Genomic DNA, 20258 nt, shown 5'->3' on the forward strand with positions numbered 1-20258 from the left:
GTTCTCCTCTGTTCTATCGCTGGGTCCGCTAGCGACGCGTTTCGGGGATCGTCAAGGCCGGATAGTGTTCGGTCAGCGTGGCTGGCAGCGCGACATCGAGGACGAAGCGGTCACCGCGGTACCAGAAGGTACCCGCCATCAGCACATTGCCGTCGATATCCAGGATTGTCCTGGCCATCTTCGCAACGGGCGCCCCAAAGATGTAGCCCAAATCGCGCACCAGGACATAGTCGGCGGGCTCGACCGTCAACGTCTGGCGCATTATGCCCAGCCGCTCGCCCGCGGCGCGGCGCAGAAGGTGGACAAGCTTATGCCGCTTCTCGCCACCGCGCGGAAACTTGGCATACACCGAGGTAGCCACGAACATCTCAATCAGGCAGAACGGTGCACCGTCGTGGACATGGAGCTTGCGCACCATCACATAGCTGTCCAGCGGCTTGCCATGCCTGGAAAGCTCCGGGGGCAGGCTGACGTCCTCGCGCTTGTCGAGGATGCGGATTTCGAGATCGGTCGCGGCAACCGAATCATCATTGATTGCCGCGCGCAGACGCTCGTCCAGTCCGGAAGGCACCTGCATGACGTGCGTGCCGCGCCCGCGCTGACTACTGATCAGGCCCTCTTCGGCCAGCAGGGCGAAGGCCTGTCGTACCGTGACCTTGGCGATGCCATAGGTCTGCGCCATCGCGTCCACAGTCGGCAATTGCTGGCCGACCGGGTATTCGCCAGAGACGATCTTGTGCCGAATTACGCTGGCGAGTTGCCGGTAGCGGGTCACGCCGTCGCTGCCGTCTTCGCCCAGTACGAGGCTGTCATTGGCGGAACTGTGTGCCGTGCCGCGCGTCATTGCAGCAGTCCTCCCGTTACGCGCACCGGCATCGCCAGGAGGATCTGTGCCATGCCCTTGCCAAGCGGGTCATTGCGCAGCGAGGCCATGCCACCGCCATCCAGGGCCGATTCGCACACGAAGTTCATCGCGTCGAAGCCCGGCAGCTCATAGCGCGTCACTGGGCCTTTTACAAGATGGGCCAGCCAGTCTGCCACGCGTGCCGTGGTGACCTCCGCGCGCAACATCGGCAGGTATTCAGGCTTGCGCGCGATGAGGCCGATGTTGGAGATATCGCCCTTGTCGCCGCTGCGCCCGTAGGCGAGCTGGATGAGCGGCACTTCAATGGTGTCCTGCGCCGGCGTAACCGCCGTCGCGTTCTCCTCGCACCGGGGCAGCGCGGCCACAGCAGTCACATCTGTGGCCAACGCGTCGCCCGCCGGGATTACCACCGCACTGCGGACACCGTCCATCACCACCGCCGGGGCCAGCGCGGCCTTGTCCAGCAGGAAAGCATACTGCCGGATCGATGGCGACGGGCTGGGGCGTCCACCCCCGCCCGAACCCGTCGTGCCGGGGGCCCAACTCGTTCCTGCCGCGGCGATTTCCCGTGCGAATAGCTCCAGCGCAGCCTTTTCTGGATGCATGACGGCCAGCCGCATCACCGCCTCGCGGGTGTGGCGTGTCGCAGCATGCGGCCCGAAGCAGGACTCTGCCCCAAGCACTTCGATCCGGGTGCGGCTGTAGTCTCCCCAGCCGTTCTCTTCGAAAATCCGTCGCGTGCGCGCGAGGATTGCCTCCGCCGTGCGCTCCGCCTTTGCGACCGCATCGACACCGATGATCGAAATCTGGGCATTGCAGCGGAAGCCATCGACGTAGGTGGCGCTGACCTTGTAGGCGCCGCTAGGCGCGCGTCCGCGCGCACCGGCTACCTCGACCAGGTCCGAGTCGACCTGCCGCAGATTGACCTGAGTGAAATCGCAGGTCACGTCTGGCAACAGGTAGGCCGAGGGATCTCCGATCTCGTACAGAACTTGCTCACCAACCGTGGCGGTGTTTACCAGGCCGCCAGTCGCGGGGGGCTTGCCCACCAGGAAGCTGCCATCTTCGCGGCATTCCACCACGGGGTAACCGATGTTGTGCCAATCCGGTACGCTTTCCCAGTCGGTATGCAGGCCCCCTGTAGCCTGGCATCCGCACTCGATGATGTGGCCGGCCAAGCTGCCTTGGGCCAGTCGATCATAGTCGTCCGGCTTCCAACCGAATTCATGCATCAGCACGCCCAAGGTGACCGCGCTGTCCACGCAGCGCCCGGTAATGACGATCTGGGCGCCCTGATCCAGCGCCTGTCGGATCGGCAGCGCGCCCAAGTAGGCATTGGCGCTGACGACTTTCTCCGGCAGGGGGCGGCCCTTCTGAATATCGCGCACGCCGGCTTCTCGCAGCCCGGGCAGCAGTGGCATCACGTCGTCGCCTTCCACCACGGCGATGCGCAGCGTCAGGCCATGTTCCGCCGCCAGCGCGGCAATCGCCTCGGCACACCCATGAGGATTCATGCCGCCGGCATTGCTGATCACGCGGATTCCGCGCTCGGCGATTTCCCGGAGCAGGCTCTTCATCGTCACCGTCACGAAATCGGTGGCGTAGCCAAGCTCCGGCTTGCGCAGCCGCGCGGAGGCCAGGATCGACATGGTTAGCTCGGCCAGGTAGTCGAACACCAGGTAATCGATATTGCCGTGGCGCACCAGTTGCGGAGCACCCACGCTGCTGTCGCCCCAGAAGCCGGAGGCGCCGCCGATGCGAACTGTTTTTGCTGTCATGCTTGTTCTCCTATCTGCCAGTCCAGCCGGGCTGGCGCTTCTCGCGGAAGGCGACCTGGCCCTCGCGCGCATCCTCCGTCATGGCAAGCAGGCCGATCTGGCTTTCCGTGAAGGCCATGGATTGTTCGAAGGGCATGCCTTCCACGTGCTTGAGGGTATAGAGGCCACGGCGGATGGCCGCGGGCGACTTGTTCAGTAGGCGGCTAAGCAACCAGTCGAGCCTACCGTCGAGGTCGGTGTCGACGTAGTTGACGAGGCCCGCTGCGAGTGCCTCGGCGGCGGAGATTGGTTCGCCGCACAGGCACAGTTCGTTGAGCACCCGGCGCGGCACCAGGGACTGCAGGACGCTCAGTACCTGTGCGGGAAACAGGCCGACCTTGACCTCAGGCAGGCCGAAGATCGCGTGCTCGCTGGCCACCGCCATGTCGCACATCGCCATCAGCCCCATGCCGCCGGCCATACAGGCGCCGTTGACACGGCCGATCAGCGGCACCGTCGAGAGGCGCGCGATGCGGAAGAGGTCGGCCAGCCCGAGGTAGGGATCGGCGTAGTCGAATGCAAAGGCCTTGCCGGTCTGCAGGTCGGCACCCGCGCAAAAAGCCTGCTCGCCCACGCCGGTAATGACGATAGCGCGGATTGCGGAGTCGCGGTTGGCACGCAGAATGCCGTCACGCAGTCCTTGCACCACTGCCGGGCTCATGGCGTTACGGCGCTCCGGCCGGTTGATGGTCAGGGTGAGAACGACTCCCCGGACCTCGCTCTTAAGCTCATCAGCCATTGTCGGTCTCCATGGGTCGCAACTCAGCAGGGCCGCCCTCCTTCGAGACGCCCGACGCGATCAGGCGATCAATGGCGGCATCATCGTAGCCCGCTTCGCGCAGGATTTCCCGGCTGTGCTCGCCCAGCCTCGGTGCATGGCGGCGGTTGACCGGAGGCGTGCCATGCCATTCGCTCGGCACCGCCATCTCGCGGATACGGCCAACCGTGGGATGATCAGACTCGCTGAAGAAGCCAATATCACGCAGATGGGGATCGTCGAGCAGCGACTCGAACGTATGCATCGGGAAGACGGGAATATCAGCCTCCTTGAGCAAGGCGCGCCACTCCTCTGTCGTACGTTTGGTCATCTCGTCGCTGACCATGCCATAGAGTTCGGTGATATGCGCTGTGCGGGTGGTGATGTTGGAGAAGCGGGGGTCGGCATCGTATAGCTCTGGCTTGCCGATGACCTTTAGGAAGGTCCGCCAGTGATGATCGTGATAGATCAGGCAGCAGACGTACCCATCCTTGGTCTTGTAAGGGCGTCGCTCGGGAGACAGAAGGCGTGGGTAGCCAAAGCCGCCCTTTGACGGAACGAATGTCTCGCCATACAGATGGTCGCCCATCACGTAGGGCACCATCGTCTCAAACATGGGGACGTCGACGCGCTGCCCCTTTCCGGTGCGTGCCTGCGAGTAGAGGGCTGCGCAGATTACGCCAAAGGCGTACAGGCCCACAGAGCGGTCGGCGATGGTAATTGGCAGATAACGGGGGATGTCACCGGCGCCCAGGGAAACCGCCAGCGGCAGTCCGGTCGCGGCCTGGATCAGATCGTCGAACGCAGCCTGCGGCGCGTAGCGCCCGCGCTGCGAGAAGCCAAACATGCCCACGTAGACCAGGCGTGGATTGATTGCGGAGATCGACTCATAGTCCAGCCCAAGGCGCTGCATGGCCTGCGGGCGCACGTTGTAGGCCAGCACGTCGGCATCCTCGACCAGGCGAAGCAGAGCCTCCTTGCCAGCCGGGGTTTTCAGGTCCAGCACGAGGCTGCGCTTGTTGCGGTTCAGCCCGAGGAAGAGCGGCCCCAGCTTCTCATCGCCGCAAGGGCCGATGCCGCGCGTGCTGTCTCCGTTCGGTGACTCCACCTTGATCACGTCGGCGCCCAGGTCAGCAAGCATCTGCGTAGCTGACGGGCCCATGAACACCGACGTGATGTCCACCACTTTCACGCCGGCCAGTGGGCCGGCTGTCTCCTCGTTCTTCATATCTCTATCATCCCTGTAAGCCAATGACGGCCGTCGGCCTGGTCGTCAAGCGTCGACGAACAGATCCAGCATCGGTTCGACGCCTGGCTTGACCTGGTACTTGCTGAAATCCTGCAGGCCGGCGTCGCGCAACACTGATTCGTCGAGGAAGAACTGGCCCGTCACGTGCGGGCTGGGCTGTGTGAGAATCTGGTAGGCGGCGTCTGCCATGATGTCCGGCATCCTGGCCCGCCCTGCCCCATCGGCATCCGTCACGTTCACCAGCGCCGACGTACCGATGAGAGTCTTCGGCCACAGTGCATTCACGGCAATGCCCTCGTTGCGCAACTCGTGAGCCAGGCCATAGGTGATCATGCTCATGGCGTACTTGGAAGTGGTATAGGCTGCGTGATCAGCGAACCAATTTGGTCGCATGTTCAGCGGCGGAGAGAGCGTCAGGATGTGGGGATTGTCGGCGCGGCGCAAATGCGGCAGGCAGATCTGCGCGCAGACGAAACTGCCGCGGACATTGATGTCCATCATCAGGTCGTAGCGTTTCATCGGCGTGTCCGGCGTGCGTGTGAGGCTGATCGCGCTGGCATTGTTGACCAGGATATCGAGCCCGCCAAACTTGCCGACTGCTTGCGCGACGGCCTCGGCGACCTGCCCCTCGTCGCGCACGTCCACCACCACGGGCAGCGCCTTGCCGCCTGCCGCCTCGATTTCCTTGGCCGCGCTGTAGACCGTGCCGGGCAGCCGAGGATCCGGGACGGCAGTCTTGGCGGCGATGACGATGTTCGCGCCATCCCTTGCGGCGCGAAGTGCGATGGCCTTACCGATGCCCCGGCTGGCACCTGTGATGAATAGCGTCTTACCTTGCAACGTCATGCTTTTCCTTGAGTGAACGAGTGCGAGTGATCCTGCGCGCACCGCTTTTAGTTCTATTATTAGAACTATAGACGAAATGGCGTATGGACTCAAAGGTGGCGTTTACCCGAGAAGGAGGCACACCGACCGGAGCAACGGCGGCGGGCGCGGAGCTTGAGGTGGTGCACTGGCGGTAATCTTGACCTTGAGGCCCCGCCATGCCCGTTCAGTTCAAGGCAATGCCAAATAGCCGCTTCGCTTCCAGAAGCTCGGCAATCATGCCCCCACGAAGCCGGGGTCAGACAAGCACGTCGCATCTCGGCGGCAGATCTCTACCCAGCGCTACTTCGCGGGCAGAGCAGATGATTTGCGCCCGCCACGATGCGGAGGGATCGCCGGTAACAAATACATAGCTGTCCGCCCGCTTACCGACGGATGTGACCCCACGAATGACCGTTCGATCTTGGGAGCAGCCGTAGGGGTTGCCCCGGGTCGAAGGGCAGCTCAGGTCGTTCTGAGCCATCTGGTTTTGGGTCAGCGACACGGCACCCGCCAGCGTAGCTGCCTCTTGAAATCGGTGGACTGTCGCGACACCAGCCGTTCAGGAAGCCTTGGAGAAACCGGCCATACTTCCTGCGGGTGCCATTCGCCAAGCCCTTGGCGCACCCAGATACGCGTCAAACACGCTGAGGAATTCGGCTGCGCACGTAATTGGCAGTACAAGTCAAGTGTCGCGGAGCCCTCCTTGCCGCGAGCCAGTCGCGCCCGCTTGGACTCCGCTCCAATCCTCCGGGTTTCGGAATCACCCGATATGAAACGCCGACGAAGCGGGACAACGTGGCTGGCTGCGCGAGAGCGGCTACCCGTCGTGCACATAAAAGCCGCGTTCAACCCGCCGAGCGCTTCATGCGCGTAGTCACTGAAAAGGTCTCCGCCCTGTGGGTGGTCACGGACACTTCGAACGTCTCGCCCGCCTCGTCGATGTAGCGTCGGACGATCTTTAGCACCGACGTCCCTAGCTCGAGCCCCAGGGCGCGACCGACGCGCGGGTCCATCAGCGACGAGGCACGCACGTCCTGTTCGATCTCGGCGACCCGCCGTCCATGGCGCGACTCAATCAGGGAACTGACCAGCATGTCGGGCGTGTCGCGAACGATTCGGCCAATATCGTCGTAGGCCGGGTCGATATAGATGTCGAGCCATGCCATAGGCGCAGCGCTCGCTTCGTCGTTAAGCCGCACGCTGGAGATGCGCAACCATTGAGCATCGGGAGCTCCGCCTAGGGCAGCGGCTACTTCCGGCGGCGCGGTCACCGTCTCCACCGACTGCAACACGCGCCGGTGCGCCTCGCCGAACTGTATCAAATCTTCCACCGATGCCAGCGCCGGCTTGAATACGGTCTTGGGCCGCGCGGCCTCCACGCGGGTGCCCACGTTCTTGCGGCGCGATACCAACCCCATGTCTTGCAATTCCTGGAGCACCGCACGAATCGTGTAGCGGGTAGCCTGGAACTGCTCGCACAGCTCGAATTCTGTCGGCAGCAGTGCGCCCACCGGGTATCGCCCGGTCGTAATACCGTCCAGCAACTGCCGGCTGATCTGTGCAGCGTCTCTCTTACTCATATTGATTTTGAATCACATTTCGAAGTTGCCATGGGCGCATGACTAAAGGGTTAACACCGATTCCGCAAATATATTCGAACATATTTAATGCCGATATGTTCGAATATATTAGGACTTCCGTCGAATTGCCACAAGGTAGGACCATGCCCAACTACACGATCCCCGCCGCTAGCACCGTTGTCGACTCCGCCCTGTTCCGTGATGCCTTTGGCACGAAACAGATGCGACAGATTTTCTCGGACGGTGCGCTGGTCCAGCGCTACATCGACGTCGAGATCGCGCTGGCCAAGGCGGAAGCCCGCGCCGGCGTGATCCCGGCCGACGCCGCCACCACCATCGCTCGCGAATGCCGTATCGAGCGTATCGACTTCGACCACATGCGCGAGGAAACCGACATTGTCGGCTATCCGATCCTGCCCCTGGTACACCAGCTGGTGGCAATGTGCGGCGACGCCGGCCGCTACGTGCATTGGGGCGCCACCACGCAGGACATCATGGACACCGCGGTCGCGCTGCAGGTGCGCGATGCGCTCGACAGCATCGACGCCGATCTCCGCGCGCTACGCGGCATCCTGGCCGACCTCGCGGTCAGGCACCGTGACACGCCGATGGCCGGCCGCACCCACCTGCAGCAGGCGCTGCCGGTGACCTTCGGCTACAAGGCGGCGATCTGGCTGGCGATGTTCGACCGCCACCAGCAGCGCCTGGCCGAACTGCGCCCGCGCGTGGCCGTGGTCGAGTTCGCGGGCGCGGCCGGCACGCTGGCCTCGCTGGGCAGACAAGGCGGCAACAAGGGCTTCGCGGTGCAGGAGGCGCTGGCGCAGGAACTGGGGCTGGGCGTGCCGGCCACCACCTGGCACGTGGCGCGCGACGGCTTTGCCGAAGCGGTGAACCTGCTCGCGCTGATCACCGGTTCGCTGGGCAAGCTCGCGCTCGACATCATGATCATGGCGTCGACCGAGTTCGCCGAAGTCTATGAGCCCTTCGTCAAGGGGCGCGGCGCCAGCAGCACCATGCCGCAGAAGCGCAACCCGATCTCGAGCGAACTGATGCTCGCCGCCTCGAAGGCGGTGCGCCAGCATGCGGGCCTGATGGTCGACGCAATGGTGCAGGACTTCGAGCGTGCCACCGGTCCCTGGCACGCCGAATGGATCGCCATTCCGGAGAGCTTCATCCTCACCTCGGGCGCACTGCACCAGGCGAAGTTCGCGCTGGGCGGGCTGATCGTCGACGAAGCCCGCATGCAACACAACCTCGGCATCACGCGCGGCCTGATCGTGGCCGAGGCCGTGATGATGGGCATGGCCCCGCATATCGGCCGCCAGCAGGCGCACGACGTGGTCTACGACGCCTGCCGCACGGTCAACGAGCACGGCGGCACGCTGGCCGACGCGCTGGCCGCGCTGCCGGCCGTCACGAAGCACTTCGACCGCGCCGCCATCGACCGGATGACCGATCCGGCCAACTACCTCGGCCTCGCGCCGCAAATGGTCGACCGCGCCCTCGAACTGTCCCGCAAGGTGGCCTGACACAGGCCCCCGGTGGAGGAAGACATCATGCACAACGAAACCATCCAGACTCCCGCTGTTCCGCCCGCACCGTCTGCGGCCCCGCGACTGCCCTGGTACCGCAAGCTCGGCATGCAGGTGCTCGTCTCGCTGATCCTCGGCATCGCCGTCGGCTTCGCGTTTCCGAAGTTCGCCTCGCAGCTCAAGCTGCTGGGCGACATGTTCCTGTCGCTGATCAAGGCCGGCGTAGCGCCGCTGGTGTTTCTGACGATCGTCCACGGCATCGCCTCGGCGGGCGACGTGAAGAGCGCCGGGCGCGTAGGCTGGCGGTCGATTCTGTACTTCGAGGTGATCTCCACCATCGCGCTGGTGGTCGGCATGTTCGCCGGCAACCTTCTGGAGATCGGCAAGGGCATGTCGCACGTCGCCGGCAGCGCCGCCACGCCGGCCGCGGCCAAGGGCGCCGCACCGCAGGGTTTCCTCGAGTTCATGATGCACATTGTCCCCGACAACTTCGTTGGCGCCTTCGCCAAGGGCGAACTGCTGCAGGTGGTGGTGCTGGCGGTGATGGTTGGCATCGGTATCCTCGCCATTCCCGAGACCCGTCGGGCGAAGATCAACGACGGCCTCGACAGCATCTCGGAAGTCCTGTTCTCGTTCATCAACCTCGTGATGAAGCTGGCGCCGATCGGCACCTTCGGCGCGGTGGCGTACTCCGTGGGCAGCAACGGCGCCGCCGTGCTGATCGCGCTGGCGCAGTTCGTGCTGAGCTTCTATGCGGTGGTGGTGCTGTTTATCGCCGTGGTGCTCGGCGTCGTCGCGAAGGTGGCGGGCTTCAGCCTGTGGCGCTTCCTGCGCTACATCAAGGACGAGATCCTGATCGTGCTGGGCACAGCATCGTCGGAAAGCGCGCTGCCGCGCCTGTTGATCAAGCTTCAGCGGCTTGGATGCGCCAAGCAGACCGTTGGGCTGGTACTTCCAACCGGCTATGCGTTCAATCTCGACGGCACATCGATCTTCATGGCGATGGGCGTGCTGTTCATCTCGCACGCCTACGGGGTGCCGCTGACGCTCGACCACCAGATCGGCATCCTGCTGTTGATGCTGCTCACCTCCAAAGGCGCGGCCACGGTATCGGGCGGGTCGTTCGTGGTGTTCGCCGCCACCGTGACCTCCACGGGCATGCTGCCGGTCGAAGGGCTGGCCGTGATCTTCGGCGTCTACCGTTTCCTGTCGATGGCCATTTCGACGTGCAACACGATCGGCAACAGCGTGGCGACCGTGGTTGTGGCCAAGTGGTCTGGCACGTTCGACGCCGAAACAGCCCGTCGCCACCTCTACCCCGAGCTGTATCCCGACGCCGCGCAGGCTGATGCGGCGCTCGACGACGGCAACCTGCTTGGCGAGGATGCGGATGCATCCAATCCCCATCCGGGCGGGATACCGCTCAAAAGCGCAACGGCGAGCTGATCGCAACGATATACAAAGTTAGACAAGAGACAACCCATGCAAACCTTAAAAGCCTTTGTGCGCGGCGCACTGACCGTCGCCGCTCTTACCACCGCACTGTCGGCCCATGCTCAAGCCTGGCCGAGTAAGCCTATCACCTGGATTGTGCCATTTGCAGCCGGAGGACCCACCGACGCGTTGGCGCGCAACATCGCTGAGCGCGTGTCGCGTGAGGTCGGGCAGTCGATCATCATTGACAACTCGCCTGGCGCCGGTGGCACGGTTGGGGCCGCCAAGGCTGCGCGCGCGGCGGCTGACGGCTATACGATGCTGGTAGGACACATGGGGTATATGGGTGCGGCCCCGGCGCTGTACAAGAAGCTTCCGTATGACCCGGTCAAGGATTTCGCGCCGGTGTTCAGATTCCCGGACACGCCGATGGTGCTAATGGTGCGCAAGGATCATCCGGCCAAGGACGTGAAGGCGTTTGTCGAGTACGGCAAGCGGAACCCTGGGAAGCTGTTCATCAGCAATGCGGGCATGGGCTCCACATCGCACCTGATCGCCGTGATGTTCGCATCGGCGGCGGGCATCAAGGTCTCGCTTGTGCCTTACAAAGGGGCCGGGCCGGCGCTGATTGATGTGATTGGCGGCCAGGTTGATGGCATGTTTGACCAGACCAATACGGCGTTGCCGCAGATCACGGAGTCGAAGGTACGGCCGCTGGCTGTGACCTCCGCATCGCGCGTGAGCCAGCTCAAGGACGTGCCGACGCTAGCCGAAACTGTGGTGCCCGGTTTTGAGGCCGCCACCTGGTATGGTATTTACGCGCCGAAGGGAACGCCGCAGCCGATCATCGAGAAGATGCAGGCAGCCTACCTGAAGGTGATGAAGGACAAGGCATTCACGGATCGGCTGTCGGCGCAAGCCATCCAGATGCTGCCGGCCGACAAGTACACGGCCAGCGCGCTTGGAAAATACACTGAGGCCGAAGTGGCGCGTTGGAAGGTGGTCGCCGCCAAGGCCAACATCTCGCTGGACTGATGACGATGGCAACGATCCGTATTGAGCAAGACGCGTTCGGTCCCGTGGAAATTTCCGCCGACCGCTACTGGGGCGCGCAGACGCAACGTGCATTGGTTGTGTTCGACATCGGCAGCGAGCGCTTTCCCGATTGCCTGATCCATGCGTTCGGTTTGCACAAGATGGCAGCAGCCAAGGCCAATCTGCAGTGTGGAGAACTAGATCCGGACATGGCGCAGGCCATCATCACGGCGGCGGCCGAGGTACGCAGCGGTGCATTTGATGCGCACTTCCCGCTGACTGTCTGGCAGACTGGCTCCGGCACGCAGACCAACATGAACGCGAACGAGGTCATCGCCAACCGTGCCAACGAGCGGCTCGGCGAGGCGCTGGGCACGAAGCGGCCAGTGCATCCCAATGACCATGTGAACCGCTCGCAATCGTCGAACGACAGTTTCCCAACGGTGATGCATCTGAGCGCGGCCTTGGAACTGGAAGACCGGTTGCTACCGGCCTTGGCGACACTGCGCGATGCCCTCCAGGCGCGCGCCGTCAGCTTTGCCGGAATCCTTAAGCTGGCCCGTACCCACCTGATGGATGCCGTGCCGACCACGCTGAGTCGGAGCTTCGAAAGCTTCAGCGCCCAGGTCGAGCACGCCATCGCGCGCCTCGAAGGTGCCCTGCCGCGCTTGCTGGTGCTGCCGCAGGGCGGCACGGCGGCGGGCACGGGCCTCAACGCTCCCGTCGGCTTCGCCGAGGCGTTCTGCGCTGAGGTGAGCCGCCTGACCGGGCTGCCGTTCACGGCGAATCCATGCAAGGTCGAAGGCATGGCCGCGCATGACGCCCTACTGGAACTCTCCGGTGTGTTGAACGTAATTGCGACATCGTTCATTAAGATCGCCAACGACCTGCGCTGGATGAGTTCGGGCCCCCACTGCGGCATCGGCGAACTGGTCATGCCAGACGACGGGCTCACGTCGTCTATTATGCCGGGCAAGCGCAACCCGACTATCGCTGAGGTCATGGTGCAGGCTGGCATGCAGGTAGCCGGCAATCACGTCACCGCGACAATGGCGAATGCATCGGGCAGCTTTGAACTGAACGTCGCCAAGCCGGTGCTGATCTACAACGTACTGCAGTCGATCCGGCTGCTCGCCGATAGCGCTCGCACCGTGGCTGAACGTGTGGTCCCGGGCCTGGAAGCGGATCGCGCAAGGCTGGCTCGACAGCTCGATAGCCCGCTCCTCGCGGCCACTGCCCTGAATCCGGTAATCGGTTACGACCAGGCGGCGCGCATTGTGCGCCATGCAATGGCACGCGGAATTTCATCGCGTGAGGCAGCCATCGAACTGGGCGTGTTGAACGGCGAGGAATTCGACCGCCTCGTCGACCTGGAACGTATGGCCTTCGGCGTGCGCTAGTTGCTGGGATATGAGCTCAGCGATGGGTGGCACTACTATTGATGGTTCCGGAATTCACGACAACGCTTCTTGCTTGTCGTTCCCGCGCAGGCGGGGAACCCAGTGACTTTAACGACGCTGGATTCCCGCCTGCGCGGGAATGACAGTGGGTGTTTTTGCGTTGTCGCGAATTTGGGAAAGCTCAATAATCAGTTTGTATCGACGATTACCGTACGATCCCGTGCGGGATTCTGTCCCGGTTGGGATGTTCGGCACGTTCGCGACGATTCTGATCGTGCCACAGAACAGTCCATTCAAGTCGGTACCAGAGCTGCTCCGATATGCCAAGAGCCATCCGGGACGCATGACCTTCGGCTACTACAGCTCATCGTCGCGCGTGCCGCCCGAATTGCTGCGCGCGCGCGCGGGGCTCGACTTCACAGGTGCGCCATACCGGAATATCACGCAGATCATGACTGACCTGATCGGCGGTCAGATCCAGTTCGCCTTCCTGGACTCCCTGTCGGCCGCGCCCGCGCTGCAAAACAAACAACTGACGGCGATCGCAGTGACATCGCCCCAACGCATGCGCCAGCTTGCCGGTGTACCTGCCGTGGCCGAGCACCTGCCCGGATTCGACGTGCAAGGATGGCTTGGTCTGACGGCGCCAGCCGGTACACCGGACGAAGTGGTCAAGCGGATGAGCGCACTGGTGGCCGACGCGGTCACCGACCAGGACGTGCGGGGGGCACTGGAGCGACAAGGCATGACTCCGCAAGTGATGTCGCCATCAGTCCTGCGCACGCACATGGTGGCAGATCGGGCCCGCTGGGCCGAATGGGTCAAGACGGCTGGGATCGAACCAGAGTAGAAGTTCGGGGTGGGCGGGCTCTGGTGCAAATTACGGGCGCGAGCGAAAAACGGCGTATTCGCCGTTACATCATCGTACTGAAAGGACTGCCTTCCAAACAGCAGGCGCAGTGGTATCTTGGGGTAATCGTACTTTCCGTGCAAAATCTGGCGGTAAGATACGAATTATCTTTACAAATCAAAGCGTTAAGAAATCATCAAGTTCACTTGCTTGCTGCCTTTCGATGCAAAATCTGGCGCCAGCCTTGCCAGCCTTGCCAGCAAACGCAGCCCGAGAGCCCTTGGACTATGCAGAAAGGCGGATTGCAAGCTTGTGTGCCATAGAGCACATGCACCTGCTAACCACTTGCTAGTCGCCAGCGCGGACGAAGTATTTCGTGAACATCCGCTCGGCCTCGCCGAGGCCCTCGTCGGTTAGCCACACCGACTTCGCCCGGTTCACCGGATCCCCGATGAGCCCTTTGTCGTGCAAGCGATTCAGCGCGTCCCAGTCAAAACTCCGCCAGGCGCGATTCTCGCCGCATAGATTGAGGTAGAGCAGCGCGAGGACGACCTCGTCGACTGCGTCGGTATTGATGTCCATCTCCTCCTCCTTGAAGGTGGCCCTCACGAGCCTGCCGCACGCTGCCAGGGCGCCGCTTCGAGCAGCATGTCCTGGTACTGCTCAAGGGGAAATTGCAACGTGCCCCGAAAGTTCACATGCGCCGAATGCGCCGGCCCCATTCGACGCAGCCAATCGTCGTCGACTCGCTGTCCCTTGCCGCGCCACGCGTCGACTGTCGCTTGCATGCGCTGCGTGTTCCAGGCAATCACCAGGTTCGTCAGCAGGGTCAAGGAGCCAGAAATCGCGATCATTTCGTCACGACGACGGCCGCGCTCCGGCGTGACCTTTCCCGTATAAATCGTACGCTGGAGTTCGTGCACCGACTCACCGCGACTGAGTAGTGCATGTAGTTCTCGGCGAAACTCGACGTTGCTGAAATAGTCGCACAGGAACAGGGTGCGCAGCAGCTTGCCAAGTTGTTCTGCCGCCCGATAAATCGGATCTCCTTGGGCTGCGCTGCCGAATCGCTGCAACGCGACGACAGCGCTGACACGCCCTGACTTGATTGATGCAACAAGCCGCAGCAGCCCGTCCCAGCCGTCGCGAATAGCCTTCAGGGAGATACCATGATCCACTATGGGAGCAAGATCTTTGGCTATCTCCATACCCCGCGGCAGATAGAGCTTGCGCTCCAACAAATTGCGCAGCCGCGGGCATAGATCGAAGCCGAGCAGCTTCGATACGGCCATCCCCACATTCGTATATCCATGCGTATCAACGGCAAGTGCGAGGAGGCCGGCCGTCTTCGCGCGTGTCGCTGTGGCGCACTGCCCCTTCAATTGCGACCCCCGCCTGGCGCTCGTTAAGGACGATCGGCTGGTTGTACACAATGCCATGCTGGTCCAGGACATGCGTGTAGATACCGACTGCATGCGTGCGCCTACGCGGATCGACACGAGCGTAAAACAGATGAGGTGAAGTATCCAGGCTCATCGAGTCGCTCGAGGCTCGCTGCCCGCTTCCCCACAACTCTGTGATGGGGTGCGTACGTTGAAACTCAACCACGCGCGAGTTGGCTCGCGACAGCCGTCCCGACATCTCAAGCACACGCATTGTGTTCGAAATCGCCGCAGCATCGACTTGCTGAATCATAGCGGCAACGCCTTTCGCGTCGACCTCGGTGCCGTGTGCCATCAGTGCACCGTAGAGCGAGACAAGTTCGTTGGCATCGCGTGCCTTCCGTGCCAGCAGTACTTCGCTAAAGCCCGTGTGGACATCCACTTCCATCATCAGATCCGCAAACTGAGCTGTGCCGATCGCCTTGAACAGCAGGTCGCGTGTGCGCCTCGGTACCCCGTCCGCCGGTAGCGCCTCAAGTGCCGAGAGGTGCAGAGCGCCATCCCTGCCGATTGTCACGCGGCCGGCTTCGCGAGCTTCCTCCAGCGCCGCGAGGCCGGCCTTCAGGTTTTCAGTCAATCGCTCGAGAAAGGGTTCCGCTGTAGCTGGTAGACCCAATAACGATAGGTGTCGGCCTCGCTCGGACTCCCAATCTGACGGCGAAATCAGCATCTGGTCACGTTCACGAAAGGACAGACTGTGGTTGATCCACACCGATCCGCGGCGCAGATCTTTGCGCAAGCTCGTGATCGCGGCGGCTTCCAAAGCGCGCAGTGCACGTTTACGATCGTCGCAGTCGACCATGGCGCGCCAGTTGGCGCTAATCGGCACTCCGTGGTCAATGGGCAACTCCGTCGCGCCGCTATCGCGTAGCCTGGCGATAAGCTCGAGTTGCTGCAGGCTTGGTTCTGCGTCTCGGCCCGATAATTCCAGTTCACATAGGGGTGCAAGGAGACTACGGATGCGCCGGTTATCATCAGTCAGCGTTTCGCGCACGCTGGCTGCATGGCTGGCGGGAGGCTTGTCCGGTAGTTCCCCAAGCAGTGCTTCAATCTCTGCAAGTCGGGCTTCCGCCGGGCGCGTATTGTCACGAACGAGCGCTTTGATCGCAACCAGTTGTTGTCGGTATTCAACTGCCGAGCGAGCCTGTTTCGTTATGGTCTTGTTGTAAGCGTGCCGAACCAGATCGGAAACGCGACGTCCGATTTGATAGAGCAGCGAATCGGTCAACTCGAGCAGCGTCACGCGTAGGAAAAACACCACCTCAAGCGTGCGCGTCGACACCTTGAGCTCGCGGGTCTTCACCGGACGGCGCGCCTGAATCCGCTGCGCCCAGGCACGCTGCTTATCGATCGGCACGGTGTCCAGCGTCCACGTGTGTACCCCGATCTCCTTGAGATACTGAACCTTCTCCACGGTTTCCGTGAGCGTCGTCGGACTGTGCCTGGCCGGCGGCGTCTTGAGCCACTCGAGAACGGTCATGCCTGCGGGCTCGCGTTGGCTCGATAGTTCTGCATCGGCGCGCACCAGTTGCGTCTCAGGAATGGTCGCCCCGACCAGGGCGAGCGTGTCGCGCTCGATCTCCGCCCAGATCGATCGTCCAAGATCCCGCAGGGTTCGGTCGGCGGGAATCAGAATCTTGCGCTCGTACAGCCAGTAGTGCGCGTGTTGAAGCAGTTCGTCGAGCGTGAGCGATTCTTTGGTATCCTGGCGCATCCATGCTTCGAGCTCCGCCCACTGGTCCGGGCTGATCGACTTCAAGCCCAGATACCCGCAGGCCCAGATCAGGTGGTCATAGAGCGTCTTGTACCGGCGATATAGAGTCCGAAGCGATGCGATCGTCGGCGTCGGTAGGCCGAGCCGCTGGCCGACATAGTGAAGCAACTGGCGCGGCAGCGTACTTACCTGGCCGAGGCTATGCCCACTTGCGCGCAGAAATACCAGTTGGATGGCCGCGCCAGCGCGCCGATCGGTCCGAAAGCGCTCATTGAGCACTGCGACGTCACTGTCGGTCAATGCAAAGTACCGCTCGACATCGAATTCCGACAGCCGCATCGGCAGCCGGTCACTTCCCACATAGCGAAATCCCAAGCCCGGCATCTCTTGCCCCTATCGAGACGGCGCGATCCGAATCGCGGGCGGATATGTTACGCCCTCTCCGCATTCGCAGCGGCTAACGAGTGTGGGCTTGTAGGAAAGCCTTGTCGACAAAGGCTTTCAGGGAAACCGCCAGATCTTGCACGAAAAGTACGATTACCCCAGCTACACCACTTCCCGAACCTTGACACGATTCCTGCCAGCGTGCCGGAACTGGTGCGCATCAGCGCCGGCCTGAACCCAGGTACGAAGTTTGGCTACGACCGAAAGGTGTCGCCGACCTTGTTCCGACACTACACGGCCGTGCGAGAGTTCCTTGGCATCCAGGCCTACCTCGGCACCGATGCCAACGAGGTCACTATCCGCGCTGCGCGCGACGCCGCCGAAACGATGGACCAGCCGGTTGACATCATCAACGCCACGATCGATGCGCTGGTCCTGCGTCAGATCGAACTGCCATCCTTCTCCACGTTAGATGCCATCGTCGAGCAGGTCCACGCTCGCACGCAAACGGCCCTGTTTCGCCGCATCAGACGACGCCTGTCCGAGGACGAGCAGCACCGGCTTGACCGGTTGCTGACCCGAGACCTAGCAAGCCGTCAGACCGCTTATCACAACATCAAGCGCCACGCGCTGCGTCCCTCGCGCAAGCACCTGACTCTGCTGATCGAGCATCTAACCTGGCTGGACACCATCGGAGACTTTTCCAAGACCGTGGCAGGCGTGCCGGCTTCCAAGCTGCGGTCCTTGGCGAGCCAGGCCATGAGCCTGGACGCGGCCAATCTCAAGGAGCTCTTGCCGGAGAAGCGCTATACGCTGATGGTGGCGCTCCTCAATCAAATGCGGGTACGGGTGCGGGACGATCTCGCCGAAATGTTTATCCGGCGCATGAGCGCCATCCACAAGCGGGCACGGGAGGAGTTGGAGCAAATCCAGTCCCGCCGGCGCGCGCAAATGGAAAAGCTCGTCGCGCTGCTCGACGGCGTGGTCGAGATCGTCGCCGAGGGCGAGGATGATGCTCAGATCGGCGTAGAGGTAAGGCGCCTTCTTGCCCCCTCAGGCGATTTGGAGCCTCTACGCGAGAGCTGCGCCGAGGTCCGCGCCTTCAGCGGGAACAACTACTTACCTCTTTTGTGGCGGCATTTTCGCCCGCACCGCTCGGTAATGTTGCGCCTGGCCGCGGTGCTGAAGTGGCAGTCAACCAGCCAGTCGTGCACCCTGCTGGCCGCACTGGCAGTCGTGTTGAAAAATGCGGCCCTGCACCGTGAATGGTTTGCCGCCGACGTCGATCTGAGCTTCGCCTCGGAGCGCTGGCGCAAGCTCGTACATCGCTCTGACAATCTGGGGCCTGGCATCAATCGGCGCTATCTGGAGCTCTGCGTGCTTTCGCATATGGTCGGCGAACTGCGCTCTGGCGACCTCTGCGTCGTCGGCTCTGACGCGTTTGCCGACTACCGGCTGCATCTGTTGCCCTGGCGTGAATGCGAGCGCCGCCTCCCTGACTACTGCGCCAAGCTGGAGATGCCCACCAACGCGCAGGATTTCGTTGCTCACCTACGTCAGTGGTTGGCCGCGACGGCACAGAACCTGGACGATAGTTTTCCGGATAAGCGTCAGCACGTCACCATTGGCCGCAACGGCGAACCGGTACTACGCCGGACCGTCGCCAAGGAAATCCCCGCCAGCGCGCTTGCGCTTCAGCAGACGCTGATCCGCCACATGCCGAACCGCAACCTGCTGGATGTCCTGGCCAACATCGAGCATTGGACCCACTTCACGCGCCACTTCGGCCCGCTTTCAGGCAGCGATCCCAAGATCCGCCATGCAGCCGACCGCTACTTGCTGACGATCTTCGCGATGGGCTGCAATCTCGGACGCAAGCAGCTCGCCACATGGGCGAACGGGTGACACCGCACATGATGTCGTTCGTCAATCGGCGGCATATGAGTCTCGAACGGCTTGAAACCGCGCAGCGCGAACTGATCGAGTTGTATCTCCAACTCGACCTGCCCAAGCATTGGGGGGACGGTAAGACCGTGGCGGCTGACGGCACGCAATACGACTTCTACGACAATAACCTTCTCACGGGCTACCACTTCCGCTACCGCAAGAAGGGCGCGGTGGCCTACCGGCATGTTGCAGACCACTACATCGCCGTATTCCGACACTTCATCCCGCCCGGCGTGTGGGAGGCTGTCTACGTTATCGAGGGCTTGCTCAAGGCAGGCTTGAGGCGTGGAGGCAGACACGGTGCATGCCGACACCCAGGGCCAGTCAGCTGCCGTTTTTGCCTTTACCTACCTGCTTGGCATCAACCTGATGCCGCGGATTCGTAATTGGCAGGATCTGAAACTTTACCGAGCCGATCCCACCTCCAAGTATCGTCATATTGAGCGCCTTTTCTCGGGCGCGGTGGACTGGGACCTGATCACTCTTCACTGGCAGGACCTGATGCAGGTCGCATTGTCGATCCAGGCCGGAACCATATCCTCTCCCCTACTGCTGCGCCGCTTGGGATCGGATAGCCGCAAGAATCGCCTCCTGCTGGCCGCCCAGGAACTCGGTAAGGTTGTCCGCACCGTGTTTCTGCTGGAATGGATCGGTAGCCGCGAACTGCGCCAGGAAATCACAGCGACGACCAACAAGATCGAGTCCTACAATGGCTTTGCCAAGTGGTTCTCGTTCGGCGGCGATGTGCTGCCTGTGAACGATCCCGATGAGCAGCAAAAGCGATTGCGCTACAACGATCTGATCGCCTCCGCAGTGATCCTTCAGAACACCGCCGACATGATGCAGGCGCTTCGTGCCATGGAGAAGGACGGTATCAAGGTCGACGTGGACGACATCGGCTTCCTCAGCCCATATCTCACCAGCAACATCAAGCGCTTTGGCGACTACAAGCTAAACCTTGAGCGGACTCCGGAGGCCTGGATCCACGACAGTCTTTTCGCTGCCCCCGCATTCTCCGTTCGGAAACCACGCCATGCCTAACACCCAGACCCCTTATGGCCCGGTTGACACCGATGCCTTGCATCGCCTGCAGGACAGTTTCGACACCCGCGAGATCCTGCGCATTGTGGACCTCGTCGATACGATACGAACCCGAGTCAGTGAGCCAGCAGGTATTCGCGACGACTTACTCCAGTTACATGGCATGGCCCATTCGGTTCTCAATGGTGCCGGTCTCGTCTCGGGAGCAACGAATCCAGCCTTGGTCGAGCAGGCCGAGACCATTGTGGAGGAACTAGAAGACTTGATACGGGTGCTCCAACGCGCTGTGCACGCGCTGCGCCCACTAGAACTTCTCCGACCTTCCAGCGACGCGTGACAGGCTT

The 20258-nt window shown here is 62.3% G+C and carries 13 protein-coding genes and 2 pseudogenes; 7 read left to right on the forward strand and 8 right to left on the reverse strand.

Annotated features, from left to right (window positions below; all coding sequences use genetic code 11):
* Positions 1-28 precede the first annotated feature (28 nt).
* The 6 genes from ACAD63_RS32945 to ACAD63_RS32970 form a co-directional block, all read right to left on the reverse strand.
* A complete protein-coding gene (locus ACAD63_RS32945) occupies positions 29-844 on the reverse strand; it encodes a GntR family transcriptional regulator (RefSeq protein ID WP_434034923.1) in 816 nt (271 codons plus the stop codon).
* Positions 841-2643 (reverse strand): acyclic terpene utilization AtuA family protein, encoded by a 1803-nt coding sequence (locus ACAD63_RS32950; RefSeq protein ID WP_434035071.1) that lies wholly within the window; start codon positions 2641-2643, stop codon positions 841-843. Before ACAD63_RS32950 ends, ACAD63_RS32945 begins: the two co-directional genes overlap by 4 nt.
* A 10-nt stretch (positions 2644-2653) precedes the next feature.
* Positions 2654-3421, reverse strand: coding sequence for an enoyl-CoA hydratase/isomerase family protein (locus tag ACAD63_RS32955; protein WP_434034924.1), 768 nt, complete (start codon positions 3419-3421; stop codon positions 2654-2656).
* The gene (locus ACAD63_RS32960; protein ID WP_434034925.1) at positions 3414-4667 is read right to left on the reverse strand and encodes a CaiB/BaiF CoA transferase family protein; all 1254 of its coding nucleotides are present in this window, start codon (positions 4665-4667) and stop codon (positions 3414-3416) included. Before ACAD63_RS32960 ends, ACAD63_RS32955 begins: the two co-directional genes overlap by 8 nt.
* A gap of 45 nt (positions 4668-4712) precedes the next feature.
* Positions 4713-5534, reverse strand: coding sequence for an SDR family oxidoreductase (locus ACAD63_RS32965; protein ID WP_434034926.1), 822 nt, complete (start codon positions 5532-5534; stop codon positions 4713-4715).
* An 866-nt stretch (positions 5535-6400) separates the two neighbouring features.
* Positions 6401-7135 carry a GntR family transcriptional regulator gene (locus ACAD63_RS32970; RefSeq protein WP_434034927.1) on the reverse strand — a complete coding sequence of 245 codons (735 nt, stop codon included), beginning with the start codon at positions 7133-7135 and terminating at the stop codon, positions 6401-6403.
* A gap of 143 nt (positions 7136-7278) precedes the next feature.
* Here ACAD63_RS32970 and ACAD63_RS32975 point away from each other — a divergent pair, with 143 nt between their 5' ends.
* From ACAD63_RS32975 to ACAD63_RS32995, 5 genes are all read left to right on the forward strand, one after another.
* Positions 7279-8664, forward strand: coding sequence for a class-II fumarase/aspartase family protein (locus tag ACAD63_RS32975; protein ID WP_434034928.1), 1386 nt, complete (start codon positions 7279-7281; stop codon positions 8662-8664).
* A gap of 27 nt (positions 8665-8691) precedes the next feature.
* Positions 8692-10113, forward strand: a complete 1422-nt coding sequence (locus ACAD63_RS32980) for a cation:dicarboxylate symporter family transporter (RefSeq protein ID WP_434034929.1) — start codon at positions 8692-8694, stop codon at positions 10111-10113.
* A 36-nt stretch (positions 10114-10149) separates the two neighbouring features.
* Positions 10150-11136 carry a tripartite tricarboxylate transporter substrate binding protein BugD gene (locus ACAD63_RS32985; RefSeq protein ID WP_434034930.1) on the forward strand — a complete coding sequence of 329 codons (987 nt, stop codon included), beginning with the start codon at positions 10150-10152 and terminating at the stop codon, positions 11134-11136.
* A 5-nt stretch (positions 11137-11141) separates the two neighbouring features.
* Entirely contained in the window at positions 11142-12536 is a 1395-nt protein-coding gene (locus ACAD63_RS32990; RefSeq protein ID WP_434034931.1) for a class II fumarate hydratase, read from the forward strand.
* Positions 12537-12675: 139 nt separating this feature from the next.
* Positions 12676-13386, forward strand: a complete 711-nt coding sequence (locus ACAD63_RS32995; protein WP_434034932.1) for a Bug family tripartite tricarboxylate transporter substrate binding protein — start codon at positions 12676-12678, stop codon at positions 13384-13386.
* Positions 13387-13734: 348 nt separating this feature from the next.
* On the opposite strand, the gene ACAD63_RS33000 is transcribed toward ACAD63_RS32995, so the two are convergent.
* Positions 13735-13968: a DUF6429 family protein gene (locus tag ACAD63_RS33000; protein WP_434034933.1), complete on the reverse strand. Its 234-nt coding sequence runs from the start codon at positions 13966-13968 to the stop codon at positions 13735-13737.
* Between the two features lie 23 nt (positions 13969-13991).
* Positions 13992-16926 (reverse strand): annotated as a pseudogene (locus tag ACAD63_RS33005) (Tn3 family transposase).
* Positions 16927-17085: 159 nt separating this feature from the next.
* Here ACAD63_RS33005 and ACAD63_RS33010 point away from each other — a divergent pair.
* Positions 17086-19914 (forward strand): annotated as a pseudogene (locus ACAD63_RS33010) (Tn3 family transposase); the annotation flags it as partial.
* Positions 19907-20251 carry a Tn3 family transposase post-transcriptional regulator TnpC gene (tnpC, locus tag ACAD63_RS33015; RefSeq protein ID WP_116322789.1) on the forward strand — a complete coding sequence of 115 codons (345 nt, stop codon included), beginning with the start codon at positions 19907-19909 and terminating at the stop codon, positions 20249-20251. The pseudogene ACAD63_RS33010 and the gene tnpC, both read left to right, overlap by 8 nt.
* Positions 20252-20258 lie beyond the last annotated feature (7 nt).

Origin of the sequence: Cupriavidus sp. a3 (genome assembly GCF_051015765.1) — a bacterium.
Classification (GTDB): domain Bacteria; phylum Pseudomonadota; class Gammaproteobacteria; order Burkholderiales; family Burkholderiaceae; genus Cupriavidus; species Cupriavidus oxalaticus_A.

What these genes read in the sequence shown, in the direction of transcription:
- ACAD63_RS32995 (WP_434034932.1), top strand. Translation starts at nt 12,676, where the DNA reads ATGACAGTGGGTGTTTTTGCGTTGTCGCGAATTTGGGAAAGCTCAATA.
- ACAD63_RS32965 (WP_434034926.1), bottom strand. Translation starts at nt 5,534, where the DNA reads ATGACGTTGCAAGGTAAGACGCTATTCATCACAGGTGCCAGCCGGGGC.
- ACAD63_RS32955 (WP_434034924.1), bottom strand. Translation starts at nt 3,421, where the DNA reads ATGGCTGATGAGCTTAAGAGCGAGGTCCGGGGAGTCGTTCTCACCCTG.
- ACAD63_RS32945 (WP_434034923.1), bottom strand. Translation starts at nt 844, where the DNA reads ATGACGCGCGGCACGGCACACAGTTCCGCCAATGACAGCCTCGTACTG.
- ACAD63_RS32980 (WP_434034929.1), top strand. Translation starts at nt 8,692, where the DNA reads ATGCACAACGAAACCATCCAGACTCCCGCTGTTCCGCCCGCACCGTCT.
- ACAD63_RS33000 (WP_434034933.1), bottom strand. Translation starts at nt 13,968, where the DNA reads ATGGACATCAATACCGACGCAGTCGACGAGGTCGTCCTCGCGCTGCTC.
- ACAD63_RS32975 (WP_434034928.1), top strand. Translation starts at nt 7,279, where the DNA reads ATGCCCAACTACACGATCCCCGCCGCTAGCACCGTTGTCGACTCCGCC.
- ACAD63_RS32985 (WP_434034930.1), top strand. Translation starts at nt 10,150, where the DNA reads ATGCAAACCTTAAAAGCCTTTGTGCGCGGCGCACTGACCGTCGCCGCT.
- ACAD63_RS32950 (WP_434035071.1), bottom strand. Translation starts at nt 2,643, where the DNA reads ATGACAGCAAAAACAGTTCGCATCGGCGGCGCCTCCGGCTTCTGGGGC.
- ACAD63_RS32990 (WP_434034931.1), top strand. Translation starts at nt 11,142, where the DNA reads ATGGCAACGATCCGTATTGAGCAAGACGCGTTCGGTCCCGTGGAAATT.
- ACAD63_RS32960 (WP_434034925.1), bottom strand. Translation starts at nt 4,667, where the DNA reads ATGAAGAACGAGGAGACAGCCGGCCCACTGGCCGGCGTGAAAGTGGTG.
- tnpC (WP_116322789.1), top strand. Translation starts at nt 19,907, where the DNA reads ATGCCTAACACCCAGACCCCTTATGGCCCGGTTGACACCGATGCCTTG.
- ACAD63_RS32970 (WP_434034927.1), bottom strand. Translation starts at nt 7,135, where the DNA reads ATGAGTAAGAGAGACGCTGCACAGATCAGCCGGCAGTTGCTGGACGGT.